The sequence below is a fragment of the Mucilaginibacter gossypii genome, assembly GCF_017569325.2.
In the GTDB taxonomy this organism is placed as follows: Bacteria; Bacteroidota; Bacteroidia; order Sphingobacteriales; family Sphingobacteriaceae; genus Mucilaginibacter; species Mucilaginibacter gossypii.
In genome coordinates, this window is sequence record NZ_CP071878.2 from 5,013,489 (window position 1) to 5,030,094 (window position 16,606).

The following is a 16,606-nucleotide window of genomic DNA, read 5'->3' on the forward strand; positions in this document are numbered from 1 at the left end:
GAGAGATGAAAAAACTATTTTATAGCATAGCATTAAGTGTATTGGTTGCTGCAGGCAGCTCATGCAAAAAGGTTGATAATTATGCCGCTCCCAATGTTACCCTAAAGGGTACCGTAACCGATGCTGGTAATGGTAAAAGCCTGCAAACAGAGCAGGGTTCCGGCACCCGGATCAAATTATTGGAGATAAGCTGGAGCGCTAACCCAACCCCTTTTTATATATCCTCTTTTCAGGATGGTACTTATCAAAACACCAAACTATTTGCAGGTAAAAATGTAATTTCGGCCGAGGGCGCTTTTGTGCCATTGGTGCAGGTTGATAATACCGGCAAAACCATTGTTGATAAAAGCCAAACGATTGATGTTAAGGATGTAACTACCGTAAACTTTTCGGTTGAACCATTTTTACGGATAGAGTGGGTTGGCGATCCCGTTTTAAATGCTGATGGCACCATAACCACCAGCTTTAAAGTTACCCGCGGTACTGCCGATCCCAATTTTCAGCAAAACGTAAGTGATGTGGCTGTATTTGTTAATTCAAACAACTACGTAGGCAATAATAACTACGATAACCGCTACACACCTAAGCTGAGCGGTAATGATGCAAATAACTCGGTTGGTAAAACTCTTAGTCTTACCACACTTGGTGGCGCATTGCCGGGTAAAAGGAGTTATTTCATCCGCGTAGGTGCAAGGGTTTCCTATGGCCTTAATTACTATAATTATACCGACGTTAAAGAGGTAAAGGTTCCGTAAAAAGAAATAAATACCTGTGTGAGGGGGGATCCGGCAACGGTTCCTTCCAACACAGTTTTATAAAATATAACTATGAAAAACACGCTACTTTTTTATTGCGGACTTGCCTTTGCTACCGGTGCTTATGCGCAGGATACTAACCCAAAACCGGCTTCCCTGAAAGAGAAAACTGCTTTTCAAACCAGCAGTCCCTGGAGGCCCGAAATTGATGTACGATCGGACATTGCCATTGTTTATGGTACCAACGATCATCCAAACATGACCTTTGAGCAACGCGTTAAATCATGGCGCGACCGTGGTTATGATGTAAACTTCATGACCGGTATTGCCTGGGGCGATTATAAAGACTACTTTTTGGGTAAATGGGACGGTAAAAACCACCTTGGCGTAGGGCAGGTAACACAAAAAGGCGATACTATTTTCCACGGCAGGGATATGCCTTACGTGGTGCCCGATGATTCCTTTATTGAGTACATGAAAACCGCAGTGGTTAAGCGTGTGATAGATGTAGGTATCACCAACATTTTTTTAGAGGAACCTGAGTTTTGGGCACGTGCTGGTTATAGCGCAGGCTTTAAAAACCAATGGCAAAAATATTACGGCTTCCCATGGAAACCGCAGGATGCATCTCCTGAAAATACTTACTTATCAAACAAGCTAAAGTACAATCTGTATTATGAAACTATAAAACAGGTATCATCATACGCCAAAGAGTACGGCAAAAGCAAAGGCATGAACATTAAGGTGTTCATTGCTACACACTCACTGGTAAACTATTCATCATGGCAAATTGTAAGCCCGGAGGCCAGCCTGGCATCTTTACCGGGTATCGACGGATATATTGCCCAGGTATGGACAGGTACTTCGCGTGAGCCTACTTATTTTAATGGCAAGGAAAAGGAACGGGTATTCGAGAATGCATTTCTGGAATACGGTTCGGTAGTATCCATGACGGCCCCAACCGGGAGGAAAGTATTTTTCCTTACCGACCCGATTGAAGACCGTGTACACGACTGGAGCGATTACAAACGTAACTACCAGGCTACTTTTACCGCCAAACTGTTGTACCCGATGGTTGCCGATTACGAGGTAATGCCATGGCCCGAAAGAATCTATACGCACCCCTACCCGGTATTGGGTACTAATGAAAAAACACTGATCCCCCAGTTTTATTCAACGCAGATGCAGATCATGGTAAACGCGCTGAATGATATGCCTGTTTCAACCAACAAAGTATCTGGTGTTAATGGAATCGGTGTGCTGATGAGCAATACCCTGATGTTCCAGCGTTTCCCTACACATAACGGCTTTGAAGATCCGCAGTTCTCTAACTTCTATGGTCAAACGCTGCCACTGGTAAAGCGCGGTGTGCCGGTACAAACCGTACACATGGAAAACCTGGGTTATGCCGCATCGCTTAAGGATATTAAGGTTTTGGTGATGAGCTACTCCAACATGAAACCGGTATCAGCAGAAGTTCATGAGCATTTGGCCGAATGGATTAAAAATGGCGGTGTACTGATCTACACCGGTCGCGATGATGATCCCTATCAATCGGTAATGGAATGGTGGGATACCAAAGGCAATAATTTTAAAGCGCCATCACAGCACCTGTTTAAACTGCTGGGTATAAACTCAACCGGGAATGATCAGCGTTTTGCTGTTGGCAAAGGTACGGTTTATGTGTTGAGGCAAAACCCCAAAGAGTATGTAATGCAGGCTAATAATGATGATAATTTCATCAAAACTGTAAAGCAAGCTTATGAAAAAGATGCCGATGGTGGTAAGCTAAAATTTAAAAATAGCATGTACCTGGAGCGTGGCCCGTATGATATTATTTCGGTAATGGATGAAAATGCCGATAGCAAGCCATATATGGTAAAGGGCCCGGTTATCGACCTTTTTGATCCGCAATTACCTGTGTTGGATAAAAAAATCATCAATCCTAATGAGCAGGCCTTGTTATACGTAGTTAAACGTGTTGCGGATAAGAAACAGCCAAAAGTATTGGCATCGGCCTCAAGGGTTTATGATGAAGCTATAACAGAAAACAGCTACACTTTTGTAGCCAAAAGCCCGATCAACACATTAAACAGCGCCCGGATCTTATTACCGGCGCAACCGAAAGAAACAGTAGTTACCGATAATACAGGAAAAACCATTGCTGATGTAAAATCCTCGTGGGATAAATCATCAAAAACCCTGTACCTGGGCTTTGCCAACAGCCCCGATGGTATTAAGGTGAGCATTAAATGGTAAAAAGAGTCTTTTTTGAGAGAGAGTTGATTTATGCTTCCGTACGCGAAATTTCACGTGCGGAAGTTTTTTTGAAAAGAGATTCCGTAATTCGCGGGGAGGGGTTTGTAGGCTTTGCTAATGAATATGCATGGTGTTGAACCCCTCCCTACACCCTCCCGAGGGAGGGAATCGCGCAATCCCCGTTTTAAATTTCTTTGAGTACCGATAATACTGTATTGATTTGAAAATAAAGTCCCCAAATAATAAATGAAAAAATTACTTCTCCTGGCGTTTGCCTTTTTACCGGCAGCACTTTCGGCACAAGAAAAGGTGTCGTCACCTGTCGATCTGATCAATCCGCTCATGGGCACGCAATCAAAGCCATCCCTCTCCAACGGGAATACTTACCCGGCAGTAGCCCTGCCATGGGGTATGAACTTCTGGACACCGCAAACCGGTAAAATGGGTGACGGGTGGCAGTATACTTACGACGCCGATAAGATCCTCGGTTTTAAACAAACCCACCAGCCATCGCCATGGATGAATGACTACGGGATGTTTTCTGTTTTTCCGGAAACCGGTACGTTAAAATTGGACGAAAAAGATCGCGCCAGCTGGTTTTCGCATAAAGCGGAAGTATCTAAACCGTACTATTATAGTGTTTACCTCGCCGATTATGACGTAACAACTGAAATTACACCAACCGAACGCGCTGCCAGCTTCCAGTTCACTTTCCCTAAAAGTGAGAGTTCGCACATTGTAATCGATGCTTTTGACAAAGGCTCATACGTAAAGATCATTCCCGGTGAGCAAAAGATCATTGGCTACAGCACTAAAAACAGCGGTGCGGTACCTGCCAATTTCAAAAACTACTTTGTTATTTATGTAGATAAACCCTTTGCGCTAGCCTCTACATGGCACGATTGGAAACAGGATGCCGGACAACTGGAATACACCGGCGATCATGCAGGAGCGGTAATCACCCTAAAAACTGCTAAGGGCGAAAAAGTTCATTTAAAAGTAGCTTCGTCATTCATCAGCATTGAACAAGCTGAACTGAACCTGAAACGCGAGTTGGGTAATGATGATTTTGCAACAACCTGCCAAAAAGCAAAAGACACCTGGAACAAAACACTGAGCCGTTTAAATGTTGAAGGTGGTACTATCGATCAAACCCGTACTTTTTACAGCAGCCTTTACCGTATGCTGTTTTTCCCAAACAAAATGTATGAAGTGGATGCCAGCGGTCAAAATGTACACTACAGCCCATTCAATGGTAAAGTTGTTCCGGGTTATTTATTTGCCGGTACCGGTTTCTGGGATACCTTTAGGGCACTTTATCCGTTCCTGAATTTGATTTACCCGTCTATCAACAAAGAAATGCAGGAAGGCCTGATCAATGATTACAAAGAAGGTGGCTGGCTGCCTGAATGGTCGAGCCCGGGTTATGCGGATTGTATGATTGGTAACAACTCTGCATCGGTAGTTTCTGAAGCTTACCTGAAAGGCCTGCGCGGTTACGATATCGAGACTTTATACCAGGCCCTTAAACACGGTGCCAACAACGAAGGGCCTAATGCTACCGGTCGCCGGGGTGTGCAGTATTATAACACTTTAGGCTATGTGCCATACAACGTAAAGATCAACGAAAATGCTGCCCGTACCCTCGAGTATGCTTATGACGATTTTGCTATTTACCAGTTGGGTAAGGCTTTGGGCAAACCTAAAAAGGAAATAGAGATCTACAAAAAACGCAGCCAAAACTACCGTAATATCTTCGACCCGCAAACTAAACTGATGCGCGGTAAAAATCAGGATGGCACTTTTGAAACACCATTCAATCCATTTAAATGGGGCGATGCCTTTACCGAAGGTAACAGCTGGCACTATAGCTGGGGCGTGTTCCATGATATTCAGGGTTTAATAAACCTGATGGGCGGCAAGCAGCAATTTGCAGCCAAGTTGGATTCGGTGTTTGAAATGCCGCCCATGTTTGATGATAGCTACTATGGTGGTGTGATCCATGAGATCCGTGAAATGCAGATTGCAGGTATGGGCCAATACGCGCACGGTAACCAGCCTATCCAGCACATGATCTATCTTTACAATCACGCAAATCAGCCATGGAAAACCCAGTACTGGGTTCGTGAAGCAATGAACAGGCTTTACCGGGCAACTCCTGATGGTTACTGCGGCGACGAGGATAACGGTCAAACCTCTGCATGGTACATTTTCTCGGCTATGGGCTTTTACCCGGTTACCCCGGCCAGCGATCAGTACGTGTTAGGTGCACCGCTGTTTAAAAAAGTAACAGTTAATTTAGAGAACGGCAAAACCATCACTATCAATGCGCCAAAAAACAGCGACGATAACAGGTATGTAAACACACTAACTGTTGATGGCAAACCATACACCAACAATTGGTTAAGTCACAAAGGTTTGTTAAACGGAGCTGTGCTTGATTTTGACATGCAGGCAACTCCGAATAAAGACCGCGGTACAAAAGATGCCGATGTACCTTATTCAATGAGTAACGAGAAGTAAACACCCCTCCCAACCCTCCCCAATAGGGAGGGCTTTTTTGTAGGGACGCATCACATGCGTCTCCCGCCATGCTGATCAATTAGCTATGATAGGAGATACGGGTGATGCGTTTCTTATTTTAGATATTTTATCCGACGTGCTTTTTTGCCTACATTTAGCAATCAGCACTAAACCATGAAATATCTTTTACTTTTCATATTTATCACAACTACCTGTATTGTTAAAGCGCAGGATTTTCCGGCTTTAAAGGCGGGACAATCAAAGGCCGAACAGATCATATTGAATGGTGAAGACGAGAAGGTGATGATGGCATTTTATGATCCCAGCGCCAATAAAACTCAAAATAAACTTATTGCCTCTGTGCAGGCCAGCGCCAATAAACATATCCCTCCGGTATTATTTACTATGGCTATGGTTTTATTTGGGCAGGAAAAATATAGTGATGCCTGTTTTTGGTTTTATGTAGCGCAATTAAGGTCAAGATACGATGTAAACCGCAGTGTAGATAAAACGGTATCGGCAGCCAATTGGAACGGCCCAATCGGGATGTCGATAAACCAATATGCCTTTGAGCATCTGGATACCTTAGAAAAGGTTGTTCCCCAGGTTGTAGCCTATGTAACTGCAAATGACGAGTTATATGATCAGCGATGGATCAACGTTTTAACAGCACATGATAAGGTAAAAGACGAAGACATAGATAAGTTAAGCGTTGATAAAAGCCTTTGGCCCGGTATCAAGAAAGAAACAATAGATTCTTATTATGCCGATTTTAAAGAGGTTGTGAATAAAGCCAGGCAAAAGCAATAAAGAATATGGTTTTAAGCAGCTATTTAGGGTTTGTTTACGTTTGATTGGTGAATTTACTTTTATCTTTTTTGTAACTTGCCTTATCAATGAAAGGGCAAAAAACACATCATTCAGTACTACTCATATGTCTTTTGGTACTGCCTATGGTCTTTGCTTTTTCCATGCGTCCTTCAGGCAAATACAATCTTGATTTTTTTACTACCCATAACCAATTTTACCTGTGCGATTCGGCCTTTACCGGTACCACAGGTGATACAACTTTTTGGAACAGCGACGCCCAAAATGCGCGCTTAGGAACTACCGAAGATATCATCGGCATAAAAACAGCCAGTTATGGCCATATACGGGCCGAACTTAATGTGCTCAACACAGCCGACGCCGAGAAAGATTTCAGCAACTACGACCATGTTGTTGAGGGTAGTGTAAAACTAAGTTCGGGCATTATGGAAGTCCTGAATTTTCCGGATACAAAAATTATCTTAAAAGCCATTGTTACTCCGGCAAGATATCGCATACGCATTTATTCATATGCTGTAAAAAACGTGAATCCCGAAGAAGACGAAGGTACCGATCATTATAAGATCACCCTTTGGCCCGGGGAAGGCAGGGAAAGGAAAATACTGAAAGCCTACAGGGCGGACTAATCCATTTATGCCCGCCCAAAACAAGGTACATTAATCACGCACTATTTATCGCTGATCATTATCGGGTTGCCTCCCTTCCCGCCGCCAATAATAATCACCTTGGCATTGGGCGAAAGCGCTATTTCTTTTTGTGCTTTTATGGCTTCGTATTGCAGTTGCTTATCCGACAATCCCGTTGAAAGGATGCGCTGATAATCGGCAATACCCTGCGCTTCCACTCGTTTCCGCTCAGCTTCCTGGCGTTCCTTTTGCAATACGAACTCCATTTTTTGGGCGTCCTGCTCGGCGTTGATCTTTGATTCGATGCTGGCGCGTACCGAGGCGGGCAGGGTAATGTTGCGCACCAGGATCTGCTGCAGTTCGAGTCCGCGTTTTTCAAAACTGGCGGTAATGTAACGGTTTATTTTATCCTGGAACTCCTGCCGCTTGGTCGAATACAGGTCGACAGCGGCATAAGCAACCGCGTTATCGCGGATGGCCGTGCGCGAAACAGGGCGAACGATCTTATCCACATAGTTTTCGCCTATGTTCTGCATTATATAAGGGGCTTTGTCGGGCTTCACCTTATAAAGTACTGACAGGTCAATAGTAACCTCAAGCCCATCTGATGAAAGCACCCGGATAGCATCATCGCCTTCCTTTTGGCCTTCATTATTAACCGCACTCATGGTATAGGTTTGGGTCTGCACATCGAAAGTGGTGATCTCTACAACAGGGTTTATAATGTGTAAACCACTTTCAAGCACCTGGTCCTGCACCTTGCCAAAAAGGGTTTGAACTCCTACCTTGCCCGGCTCAATAACTTTAAATATATTGAGTAATAAGCCAAGTACCACCATGGCTATACCCACCGCCGTTACAACGCCGTTAAAGCGGCCGGCCGGTTCGGGCGAACGTTTGAGCACTATACCCACAATGAGTACAATCACTCCTAATACTGCTATAAACATGCAATGAAGTTAAGCTTTTTTTGCATGCTGCAAGCTTATTATAAAAGAATGTTTTTTAGGGGATTAAGGCTGTTATTGCCGGAATTAGATGGATGCGAAAGGGGGGGGGATTTTTTTTGCCGACAGCATAACGGCACAAGTTAGCCGGCGCTTGTTCCCTTTACACAAAACTTGCGCCATTAGAATTAGGTTCCAGACTTACGAAGTTTTGAAAACTTCGTAAGTCTGGAACCTAATTAATATCGGGTTACTTAGTCCCTTTGCCTTTTTTATTTTGCGGGGCTTGCTGGGTCTCTTTAACCTGTTTCAAAAGCCTCAGCTTCATGAAAATCACAACTACGCCAACAACCATGGCACCGGCCATGATCAGGTAGTTTTTTTCGGAGAACATTTTATAAGCAACAATAAAGCACAAAGCTACACCCATGGTGTAAAGCACATTGAGCACCAGTTTAAAGCCCATTATTAGTATACGTTTAATTCAGGGTCAATTTCGGCCTGCCATGCAAGGATCCCTCCTCTTAGGTTTGACAGATTGGTAAAACCCTGCTGTTCCAGTTGCATAATAGCAGCCGCGCTGCGTTTACCACTGCGGCACATTACTACTACCGGCTTATCTTTACTTATCTTTTCCGATTCTATCAGTACCCCGCCAAGCGGTATAAGCACACCGCCAAGGTTTGAAGTTTCGTATTCAAAATCTTCTCTAACGTCAATCAGTTGAAAGTCTTCGCCTTTGTCAATTTTTTCTTTTAGTTCCTGTACGGTTATCTCGTTCATGTTAAATGTAATTATAATTCAAAGGTAGTTTTTTTCTTAATCAAATATTTAGGCTTGTTATTTGTAACAATCAAAGTATATGAGCGTTTCATATATGTTTACACAATAATTACTTAATGAAAAAAGTTACACGCTTTTTCTGGTTCTGTTCAGGAGCACATATCGATACCTTAAAAAAGTACCCAATTGAGCATAATAAGTATGTTGGTATTGGGGCAACTATATTTTTCACGGCACTGTTCGCCGCGTTATCCGGCGGTTATGCCATGTACTTTGTTTTTAATGGCGATGCCTTTGCTGTAGGTTTTGCTATACTATTTGGTTTACTGTGGGGAACGGCCATTTTTAACATGGACCGCTACATTGTATCCAGTATCAACAAAGAAGGCACAACCAACCAGCAGATCCTGCAGGCATCGCCCCGTATTTTGCTGGCCATTATGATAGGTATTGTGATATCGCGCCCACTTGAACTCAAGATTTTTGATAAAGAAATTCGCCAGAAACTAAAAACCGCCTATTTAAAGGGGCAACGCAGTAAAATTGATACCCTCGAAAAAACCTACATGCAGAAGTATGCCATGGAACTGGGTAAAAACACCGATTTGAAAAAGGAGAAAGATTCATTGGAGCGGGATATTAACCGCTCACGTTATCAGCTTAACCAGGAAGTTTTCGGTGATAAAACCAACCAAACATCGGGCATTACCGGTTATGGCACTTATGCAAAGCAAAAGCAGGCCATACTGGAAGAAAAGGAAGCCCGGCTTAAATCCGTTACTGATAATTTAGGGCAGATGGACCAATACCTGAGTGCCCGTAAAGATTATGAGGGACTGAACAGCACCCGTTTGTTTACAGAGCATCAACTGGACAGCCTGGCCAGCATAGCCGGCTTCTCCGACCGTAACTGGGCATTAGGCCAGCTCACCTACACTGAAAACGGCAAGCGCGACCTCGATACCTATCTCGCTATTTCGTTTATCGGCTACCTGTTCATTTTGTTTGAATGTTTGCCGGTATTTGTAAAGCTGATGTCGCCCAAAGGGCCTTATGATACGGCTATCGCCAAAACAGCCGAAGCCAATATCCACCTTGCCGAACGGGATAAGGAACGGGATATAGCGGTTACGGATAATATTTACGATCACAACCTGGATACTGATATCGAGCGGCGAAAAAAGATCATTACCTCGCAATCTGATTATGATTTTGAACGGCATAGTTACGAGTAAAACCCTGCATTTTTCCCGTAGAGACGCATAATTGCGTCTCCCAACTATGCAGGGCCGATTTATAGGCGAAGACGCAATTATGCGTCTCTACAGTGGAATATTTTGCAATTACCAACCCAATCTCCCATCTTGCAAAACATAATATCAACCTATGTTTGAGCAATTTTCACATTCAAACTATCATTCCATTTGTGATCATCTTGCAGCTAATGATCCTGATCTGGCCCTGATTATTAAAAACCATGGTCATCCGCCTTTATGGTCAAGGCCCAATAGTTTTGAAACACTGGTGCATATTATCTTAGAGCAGCAGGTGTCCCTGGCTTCGGCACTATCGGCCTTAAATAAATTGCGCGAGCGGGTACAGCAAATTACCCCTGCACGGGTACTACTGCTTACTGATGAAGAATTCAGGGCATGTTATGTAAGTCGCCAAAAAAACATCTATATAAAATACCTTGCCGAAGCCATTGTAAGCGGGCAGATCAACCTTGCCGAAATGGAACAAATGCCGGATGATGTTATCCGTACCAAACTAACCGCCCTCAAAGGCATTGGCAACTGGACTGTTGATGTTTACCTGATGTTTGTATTACAGCACACCGATGTTTTCCCTATCGGGGATCTTGCCGCAGTGAATGCCCTTAAACGGGTAAAAAATCTGCCAAAAGATATTACCAAAGAAGAGTTGTTAACGGTGACCGAACAATGGAAACCATACCGAACGGTAGCGGCGATGATTTTGTGGCATTATTATCTGAGCCAAAGAGTACCGGCCCCACCCAAACCCTCTAAGCAAGGCGTTAAAAAATAAAGATCTTCGGAGGCTTAAATTTAATAACACCTCCCATAAGCTGAATATCTTTATCAGATCCTTCGCGCAACCCCTCCATTTTATTAAACAATTGGTATTCAGACTATTATACTGAAACATTCAAAATTGTGTTAACCCTGTTAACCCCTGTTGGTGCTGTCCATGGTAGGTGTTATTACACTTTAACCTACAAAAGTATATAAACAAAAAATGCGCTGGCTTCGCCAACGCATTCAAAATATGCTCATCAAAAGCCCCACTTTAGGGCTGTCAAACATTAAATAGTCCGTTCCTCTCCTGCTCCTGGTAATCCTGTACGGTTTCAATGGCATTATCAACCACATCGCTCAGGGCGGTAATGAATGTTCCGGGTCGGGCCAGGCTCATGGCGTGTTTAATAGCATCAACTTCTTTAGGCACTACCTCAACCTGCTTGTCAGGATCAACTGATTCAATTCCCTCTTTGAGTAAACCAATAATATTTTCGGCGGTGCGGCCGCGCAGGTGTTTTTCCTGGCGCAGGATGATATAATCAAACATTTCGGCCGATATTTTACCCAGTTCGCGGATATCGTCATCCCTCCTGTCGCCGGTGCCGGCTATGATACCAATTTTAAGCGGCGAATCGATATGTCTTAAAAACTCCTTGATGCCAGTGTATCCATCCGGATTGTGGGCAAAATCAATCATGAACCGGAAATCTTTAAACTCAAAAATATTCATGCGGCCAGGCGTTTGTGAGGCCGATGGAATAAAAGTTTCGAGCGAGATCTTGATATCTTCTGTCTTAAATCCCCATAAAAACGTAGCCAGTGTAGCGGCCAGCACATTCTCGATCATAAAGGGCACAGTACCGCCAAACGTAAGCGGAATCAGGATGGTACGCTGTACGCGGATCTTCCAGTCGCCTTTTAAAATGGTGATAAACCCGTTTTCGCAAATAGCGGCAATGCCTCCTTTTTTGCAATGTGATTTAATGATGGGATTATTTTCGTTCCGGCTGAAATAAGCGATATTACATTCGGCCTTTTTGCCAATGCGTACGCAATACTCGTTATCGGCATTCAAAACGCCCCAGCCATCCTTCTTAACCGAGTTAAGCACTACGCTTTTTACGCGCGATAGGTCTTCCAATGAATGAATGTCCGATAAGCCAAGGTGATCTTCCTGGATATTGGTAACTACCCCTATATCGCAAAAGCCAAAACCGAGGCCCGAGCGCAGGATCCCCCCGCGGGCTGTTTCCAATACCGCAAAATCAACTGTTGGGTCTTTCAGTATAAACTCCGAGCTTACAGGGCCGGTTGTATCGCCCTTCAGCATCATATTGTTTTGTACGTAGATCCCATCCGAGGTGGTGAAACCTACCCGGTGACCGTTATTTTTAACAATGTGTGCTATCAAACGGGTGGTAGTGGTTTTACCGTTAGTCCCGGTAATAGCTATGATAGGGATGCGGGCCGATTTACCGGCCGGGTAAAGCATATCAATCACATGTCCGGCTACGTTGCGGGGCAAGCCTTCGCTCGGAGCAATATGCATCCTGAAGCCCGGTGCGGCATTAACTTCCAGTATCACTCCCCCTGTATCAGTAAGCGGCTCGGTAAGGTTTTGCGCCATGATGTCGATGCCGCAAATATCCAGACCAATGATTTTAGAGATGCGTTCGCAAATGAAAATATTTTGCGGGTGTACATGGTCGGTAACATCAACCGATGTACCGCCGGTGCTTAGATTAGCTGTTGATTTTACATAAACCACCTCATCTTTTTCGGGCACGGTTTCAAGCGTATAACCTTTCTTGGCCAGCAGATCGAGAGTATCCCTATCTATTGTTATCTCTGTAAGCACATTCTCATGCCCGTAGCCGCGGCGCGGATCGGAGTTTTCAAGGTCTATCAATTCCTGGATATTCAGCCTGCCATCGCCGGTAACATGTGCCGGTTTACGAAGGGCAGCAGCAACCATTTTATTATCAATCACCAACACCCTGAAGTCGAAGCCTGTAACATAACGCTCCACAATTACGCGGCGCGAAATTTTGGCAGCGTGCTCATAAGCTTCAATAGCCTCTTCTTCAGTTTTTATGTTGATAGAAATGCCGCGGCCGTGGTTGCCATCAAGCGGTTTAAACACCAGCGGGAAGCCCACTTTGCGGATAGCATCCGGCACAGCCGATGCCGATGAAATAGTTACGCCTTTAGCAACAGGGATGGCCTGCTCCTGTAAAAGTCGTTTGGTTTCTTCCTTGTTGCTGGCAATATCAACGGCAATGCTGCTGGTTTTTTCGGTCATGGTAGCGCGGAAACGTACCTGGTTTTTGCCGTAACCCAACTGCACTAACGATTGGTTGTTGAGCCTGATCCATGGGATATCCCTCGCGATCGCTTCTTCCACAATTGACCCGGTACTTGGTCCCAGGCGGGTATTTTCCCTAATCTCGCGCATTTGCTGAATATCAGCATCCAGGTTGTAATCCTCGCCTTTTATCAAAGCTTCGGTTATGCGCACGGCCGATTCGGCTGCAAAAACGCCAACTTTTTCTTCCAGATAAGCAAATACTACATTGTATACGCCTTTTGTTTTGGTTTCTCGGGTGCGGCCAAAGCCGGTATCCATACCGGCAAGGGTTTGAATCTCTAAGGCTATGTGCTCAATAACGTGTCCCATCCAGGTGCCGGCAATCACCCGCTGAAAAAAACCGCCGGGTACACCGGGCGAGCAGCGGTGGCTATATAACGACGGCAGCAGCTTTTCAAGCCGTTCATAAAAGCCATCTATTTCGTTGGAGGGGCGGTGCTCCATCTCCTGCAGATCAAGCCGCATTTGTATTAATTTTTTGCGTCTGATGCTCCAAATGTTGGGTCCGCGTAGTACCTGAATATTCTCGATCTTCATTATGTAGGATGCTATTTTTTTGTCAGTCTAATTTTCCCCTTAAAACTATAAAACATAACACGGGAATAAAATTTTTGATGGCGAAAAGCCATTATTTATTATTAGTTCCTGTGTTTGTGCAGGTTTTTGTCGTAATTTGTATATAGTTGTATTAAGATATTGTGAAATAATCATGATTGTCCCGAAAGGTAAACTAATAATTATAGGTGGCGCAGTTGATATGGGGAGTAATGTTACTCTTCAGGAACACATTTTGCAACCAGATTATATCAAATTTTTTGAACAAGGCATATTAAGGCGCATTATTAATGAATCGACAAAGCATGAAGGCTCACAAATTGAAGTGATCACCACAGCTTCACAGATTCCGGAGCTTGTAGGCGCTGAGTATATCAAGGCGTTTGGCCAGCTCAACGTTACCAATGTTAACGTACTGCACATCAAAAGCCGCGAAGATGCGGGGAACAAGGCATACTTAGACAGGATCCGCAAAGCCGATGTAGTGATGTTCAGCGGCGGCGACCAGCTCAGGCTAACAGCCATTTTTGGCGGCACCGAATTTTTACAGATCCTTAAGCAGCGTTACCAAAAAGAGAATTTCGTTATTGCCGGAACATCGGCAGGCGCTGCAGCGGCTTCAACTCACATGATCTACCGCGGGCAAAGTAATGAAGCCCTTGTGAAAGGCGAAGTGCAGATAACCGCCGGCCTTGGCTTTATCGACTCGGTGATTGTTGACACTCACTTTGTACAGCGTGGCCGCATAGGCCGGTTAATGTATGCCGTTGCAACTAACCCCGGCATTTTGGGGATAGGTTTGGGCGAAGATACAGGCTTACTTATTACCGAAGGTTATATGATGGAAGCTATCGGCTCGGGCCTCATCATTTTGGTTGATGGGCGCAACATCGTATCAACCAATATTTATGATGTGGAGCTCGGCTCGCCAATATCTATCGAAAACCTGAGAGTGCACGTCATGTCGATATTTGATAAGTACGACCTGATACAACACCGTTTACTCATAAAAAAGAGCGTAAAAGTTGAAGAAGGTGTTTTTATACATGCACCCGGTAGCAATCTATTACAATAATTTAAACTGCATAAAGTTCTTATAAATAGCCTGGCCTTATTTATGCAGGTACATCTACTTTAATTTATAATTATGAAAATAATTATTCACGGCGGTTTTTTTAGCGAATCGCATACCAACCAGGAAGTAAAGCTGGCCAAACAGGAAGCCCTGAACGGCATAGTGCAGTTAGGATACAAACACCTGCAACATCACACTGCTGCCGAAACGGCCGTTTATACCGTAAGGCTGCTTGAAGATTGCGAACTTTTTAATGCCGGAACGGGATCACAGATCCAGAGCGATGGCAAGATTCGCCTCAGTGCCTCTTTGATGGATGGCAAAACCCAACGCTTTTCGGGCGTCATCAACATTGAAGACGTTAAAAACCCTATCTGTGTTGCCGAAAAACTTCAAGCCTATGATGATCGTGTATTGAGCGGCAAAGGAGCATGCGATTTTGCTATAGAAAACGGTCATAAATATTATAACCCCGAAATCCCGCAGCGACGTCACGAATACGAACAAAAACTAAGCGATTCTATCAGGCTGGGCACCGTGGGCTGCGTTGCATTGGACGTGCATGGAAACCTGGCGGCCGCAACGAGTACCGGGGGCAAAGGTTTTGAAATTCCCGGCCGTGTTAGTGATTCGGCCACTACTGCAGGAAATTATGCCAATGAGTTTGCCGGCGTTTCATGTACCGGCGTAGGTGAAGATATTGTAAGTGGCTCGGTAGCTGTTAAAATTGTTACGCGAGTAACCGATGGCATGCCCCTTATGGCCGCTACCGAAAAAACCCTCGATGAAATGAAACCTTACGATGGCTTTGCCGGTGTGATAGGCATTACTACTGATGGGCAGATCTATCACTCAGACACCCACCCTTACATGGTATGGGCCCTGCATGACGGAGATATTGAAGTTTTTAACTAAAACCTAAATTTATTTTTCCCGTAGAAAGGGTATAAGTTAAGCACCTATAAAATAACGGTGGCCTTTAGGCGTTTACGTATTTACTGCATTTTACGGGTATTGTTTTCCCGTTAACAAATAATTACATTTGTTAAGCTGATTAATTTAAAATAAACAGTTTAAACCCAGGAAAAAGATTAGATGAGATATTTCCTACTTATTATTTTATGCGCTGTTGGGTTCGATGCATCAGCGCAATGGTATTACAAGCCTTTCAATAAGCGTACCCGGTCTCCGCAAATGGCCTATGCACAAAGCCACTCTATTAAAAGACTGCCCGCTCCTGCATTGGCTAAAGTAAAGATTCGCCCGTTTACTATTGAACATACCCCATATGTACTGGCCATGATCGAGGAATCGGTTATGAAAACCGCGCAGCACAATATGCGTTTTCATGTGTACAATGCCGCCAGCTACAACTTTAGCGACCTGGCCCAGATGTATATGAAACAAAACCGCCTGGCCGAGGCCAAATGGTTCCTGCTGCAAAGTATCACCATATCGCGCCAGCAAAACGACGACAGGCATACCATAGCAAACCTGCTTGACCTTGCGACTGTAAAAGCTGATTACGGCGATTATACACAGGCTAAACAAGACCTGGCCGAAGCCCGACAACTGGCTGTTGCCCGCGGTTTAACTTTTGACCTGGCTACTGTAGAGAAAAAAACGCGCTATTTACAGGACAATAAATTCAACACGCTGCATACCGAAACCCATTTTGCCGAAACCGCCGATGCAGGTACAATTACCAAACCGGTTAACAAATAGTGTTTTTTTGTAACAAAAACGTAAAATGGTGCTGCCTGCATACTATTAGTAAAACATAATCGTATTATTGTTATTAGTAATTAAGAGACAGCATATTGACTGTCTCTTTTTTATTTTACA

General features: G+C 44.2%; 14 protein-coding genes. 10 read left to right on the forward strand and 4 right to left on the reverse strand.

Translation table 11 applies throughout. The features are described from left to right. The first annotated feature begins 5 nt into the window (after positions 1-5). From J3L18_RS20930 to J3L18_RS20950, 5 genes are all read left to right on the forward strand, one after another. The gene (locus tag J3L18_RS20930; protein WP_129569844.1) at positions 6-755 is read left to right on the forward strand and encodes a DUF3823 domain-containing protein; all 750 of its coding nucleotides are present in this window, start codon (positions 6-8) and stop codon (positions 753-755) included. A gap of 72 nt (positions 756-827) precedes the next feature. Further along, the gene (locus J3L18_RS20935) at positions 828-3,014 is read left to right on the forward strand and encodes a type 1 glutamine amidotransferase family protein (RefSeq protein ID WP_129569843.1); all 2,187 of its coding nucleotides are present in this window, start codon (positions 828-830) and stop codon (positions 3,012-3,014) included. A gap of 246 nt (positions 3,015-3,260) precedes the next feature. Next, the gene (locus J3L18_RS20940) at positions 3,261-5,537 is read left to right on the forward strand and encodes a GH92 family glycosyl hydrolase (RefSeq protein WP_129569842.1); all 2,277 of its coding nucleotides are present in this window, start codon (positions 3,261-3,263) and stop codon (positions 5,535-5,537) included. Between the two features lie 174 nt (positions 5,538-5,711). Next, positions 5,712-6,347, forward strand: a complete 636-nt coding sequence (locus J3L18_RS20945; RefSeq protein ID WP_129569841.1) for a hypothetical protein — start codon at positions 5,712-5,714, stop codon at positions 6,345-6,347. 86 nt (positions 6,348-6,433) lie between these two features. After that, positions 6,434-6,991, forward strand: coding sequence for a hypothetical protein (locus J3L18_RS20950; RefSeq protein ID WP_129569840.1), 558 nt, complete (start codon positions 6,434-6,436; stop codon positions 6,989-6,991). Between the two features lie 41 nt (positions 6,992-7,032). On the opposite strand, the gene J3L18_RS20955 is transcribed toward J3L18_RS20950, so the two are convergent. The 3 genes from J3L18_RS20955 to J3L18_RS20965 all read right to left on the reverse strand — a co-directional run bounded on the left by J3L18_RS20955 (position 7,033) and on the right by J3L18_RS20965 (position 8,721). Continuing rightward, on the reverse strand, positions 7,033-7,941 hold the full coding sequence (locus J3L18_RS20955; RefSeq protein WP_090531094.1) for a prohibitin family protein: 909 nt from the start codon (positions 7,939-7,941) through the stop codon (positions 7,033-7,035). Between the two features lie 247 nt (positions 7,942-8,188). Beyond that, a complete protein-coding gene (locus tag J3L18_RS20960) occupies positions 8,189-8,404 on the reverse strand; it encodes a DUF6358 family protein (protein WP_129569839.1) in 216 nt (71 codons plus the stop codon). Positions 8,405-8,406: 2 nt separating this feature from the next. Continuing rightward, positions 8,407-8,721 carry a rhodanese-like domain-containing protein gene (locus J3L18_RS20965; RefSeq protein ID WP_129569838.1) on the reverse strand — a complete coding sequence of 105 codons (315 nt, stop codon included), beginning with the start codon at positions 8,719-8,721 and terminating at the stop codon, positions 8,407-8,409. 116 nt (positions 8,722-8,837) lie between these two features. Between J3L18_RS20965 and J3L18_RS20970 the strand changes: the two genes are divergently transcribed. Together J3L18_RS20970 and J3L18_RS20975 are read left to right on the forward strand one after the other, a co-directional pair. Continuing rightward, on the forward strand, positions 8,838-9,956 hold the full coding sequence (locus J3L18_RS20970; RefSeq protein ID WP_090531102.1) for a DUF4407 domain-containing protein: 1,119 nt from the start codon (positions 8,838-8,840) through the stop codon (positions 9,954-9,956). 151 nt (positions 9,957-10,107) lie between these two features. Next, positions 10,108-10,770: a DNA-3-methyladenine glycosylase family protein gene (locus tag J3L18_RS20975; RefSeq protein ID WP_129569837.1), complete on the forward strand. Its 663-nt coding sequence runs from the start codon at positions 10,108-10,110 to the stop codon at positions 10,768-10,770. 270 nt (positions 10,771-11,040) lie between these two features. On the opposite strand, the gene cphA is transcribed toward J3L18_RS20975, so the two are convergent. Further along, positions 11,041-13,668, reverse strand: a complete 2,628-nt coding sequence (cphA, locus tag J3L18_RS20980) for a cyanophycin synthetase (protein ID WP_129569836.1) — start codon at positions 13,666-13,668, stop codon at positions 11,041-11,043. 172 nt (positions 13,669-13,840) lie between these two features. On the opposite strand from cphA, the gene J3L18_RS20985 reads away from it, so the two are divergent. From J3L18_RS20985 to J3L18_RS20995, 3 genes are all read left to right on the forward strand, one after another. Beyond that, positions 13,841-14,761 carry a cyanophycinase gene (locus J3L18_RS20985; RefSeq protein ID WP_129569835.1) on the forward strand — a complete coding sequence of 307 codons (921 nt, stop codon included), beginning with the start codon at positions 13,841-13,843 and terminating at the stop codon, positions 14,759-14,761. Positions 14,762-14,833: 72 nt separating this feature from the next. After that, positions 14,834-15,676, forward strand: coding sequence for an isoaspartyl peptidase/L-asparaginase (locus tag J3L18_RS20990; RefSeq protein WP_091172868.1), 843 nt, complete (start codon positions 14,834-14,836; stop codon positions 15,674-15,676). Between the two features lie 180 nt (positions 15,677-15,856). After that, positions 15,857-16,486: a tetratricopeptide repeat protein gene (locus tag J3L18_RS20995; protein WP_129569834.1), complete on the forward strand. Its 630-nt coding sequence runs from the start codon at positions 15,857-15,859 to the stop codon at positions 16,484-16,486. Positions 16,487-16,606: the final 120 nt, after the last annotated feature.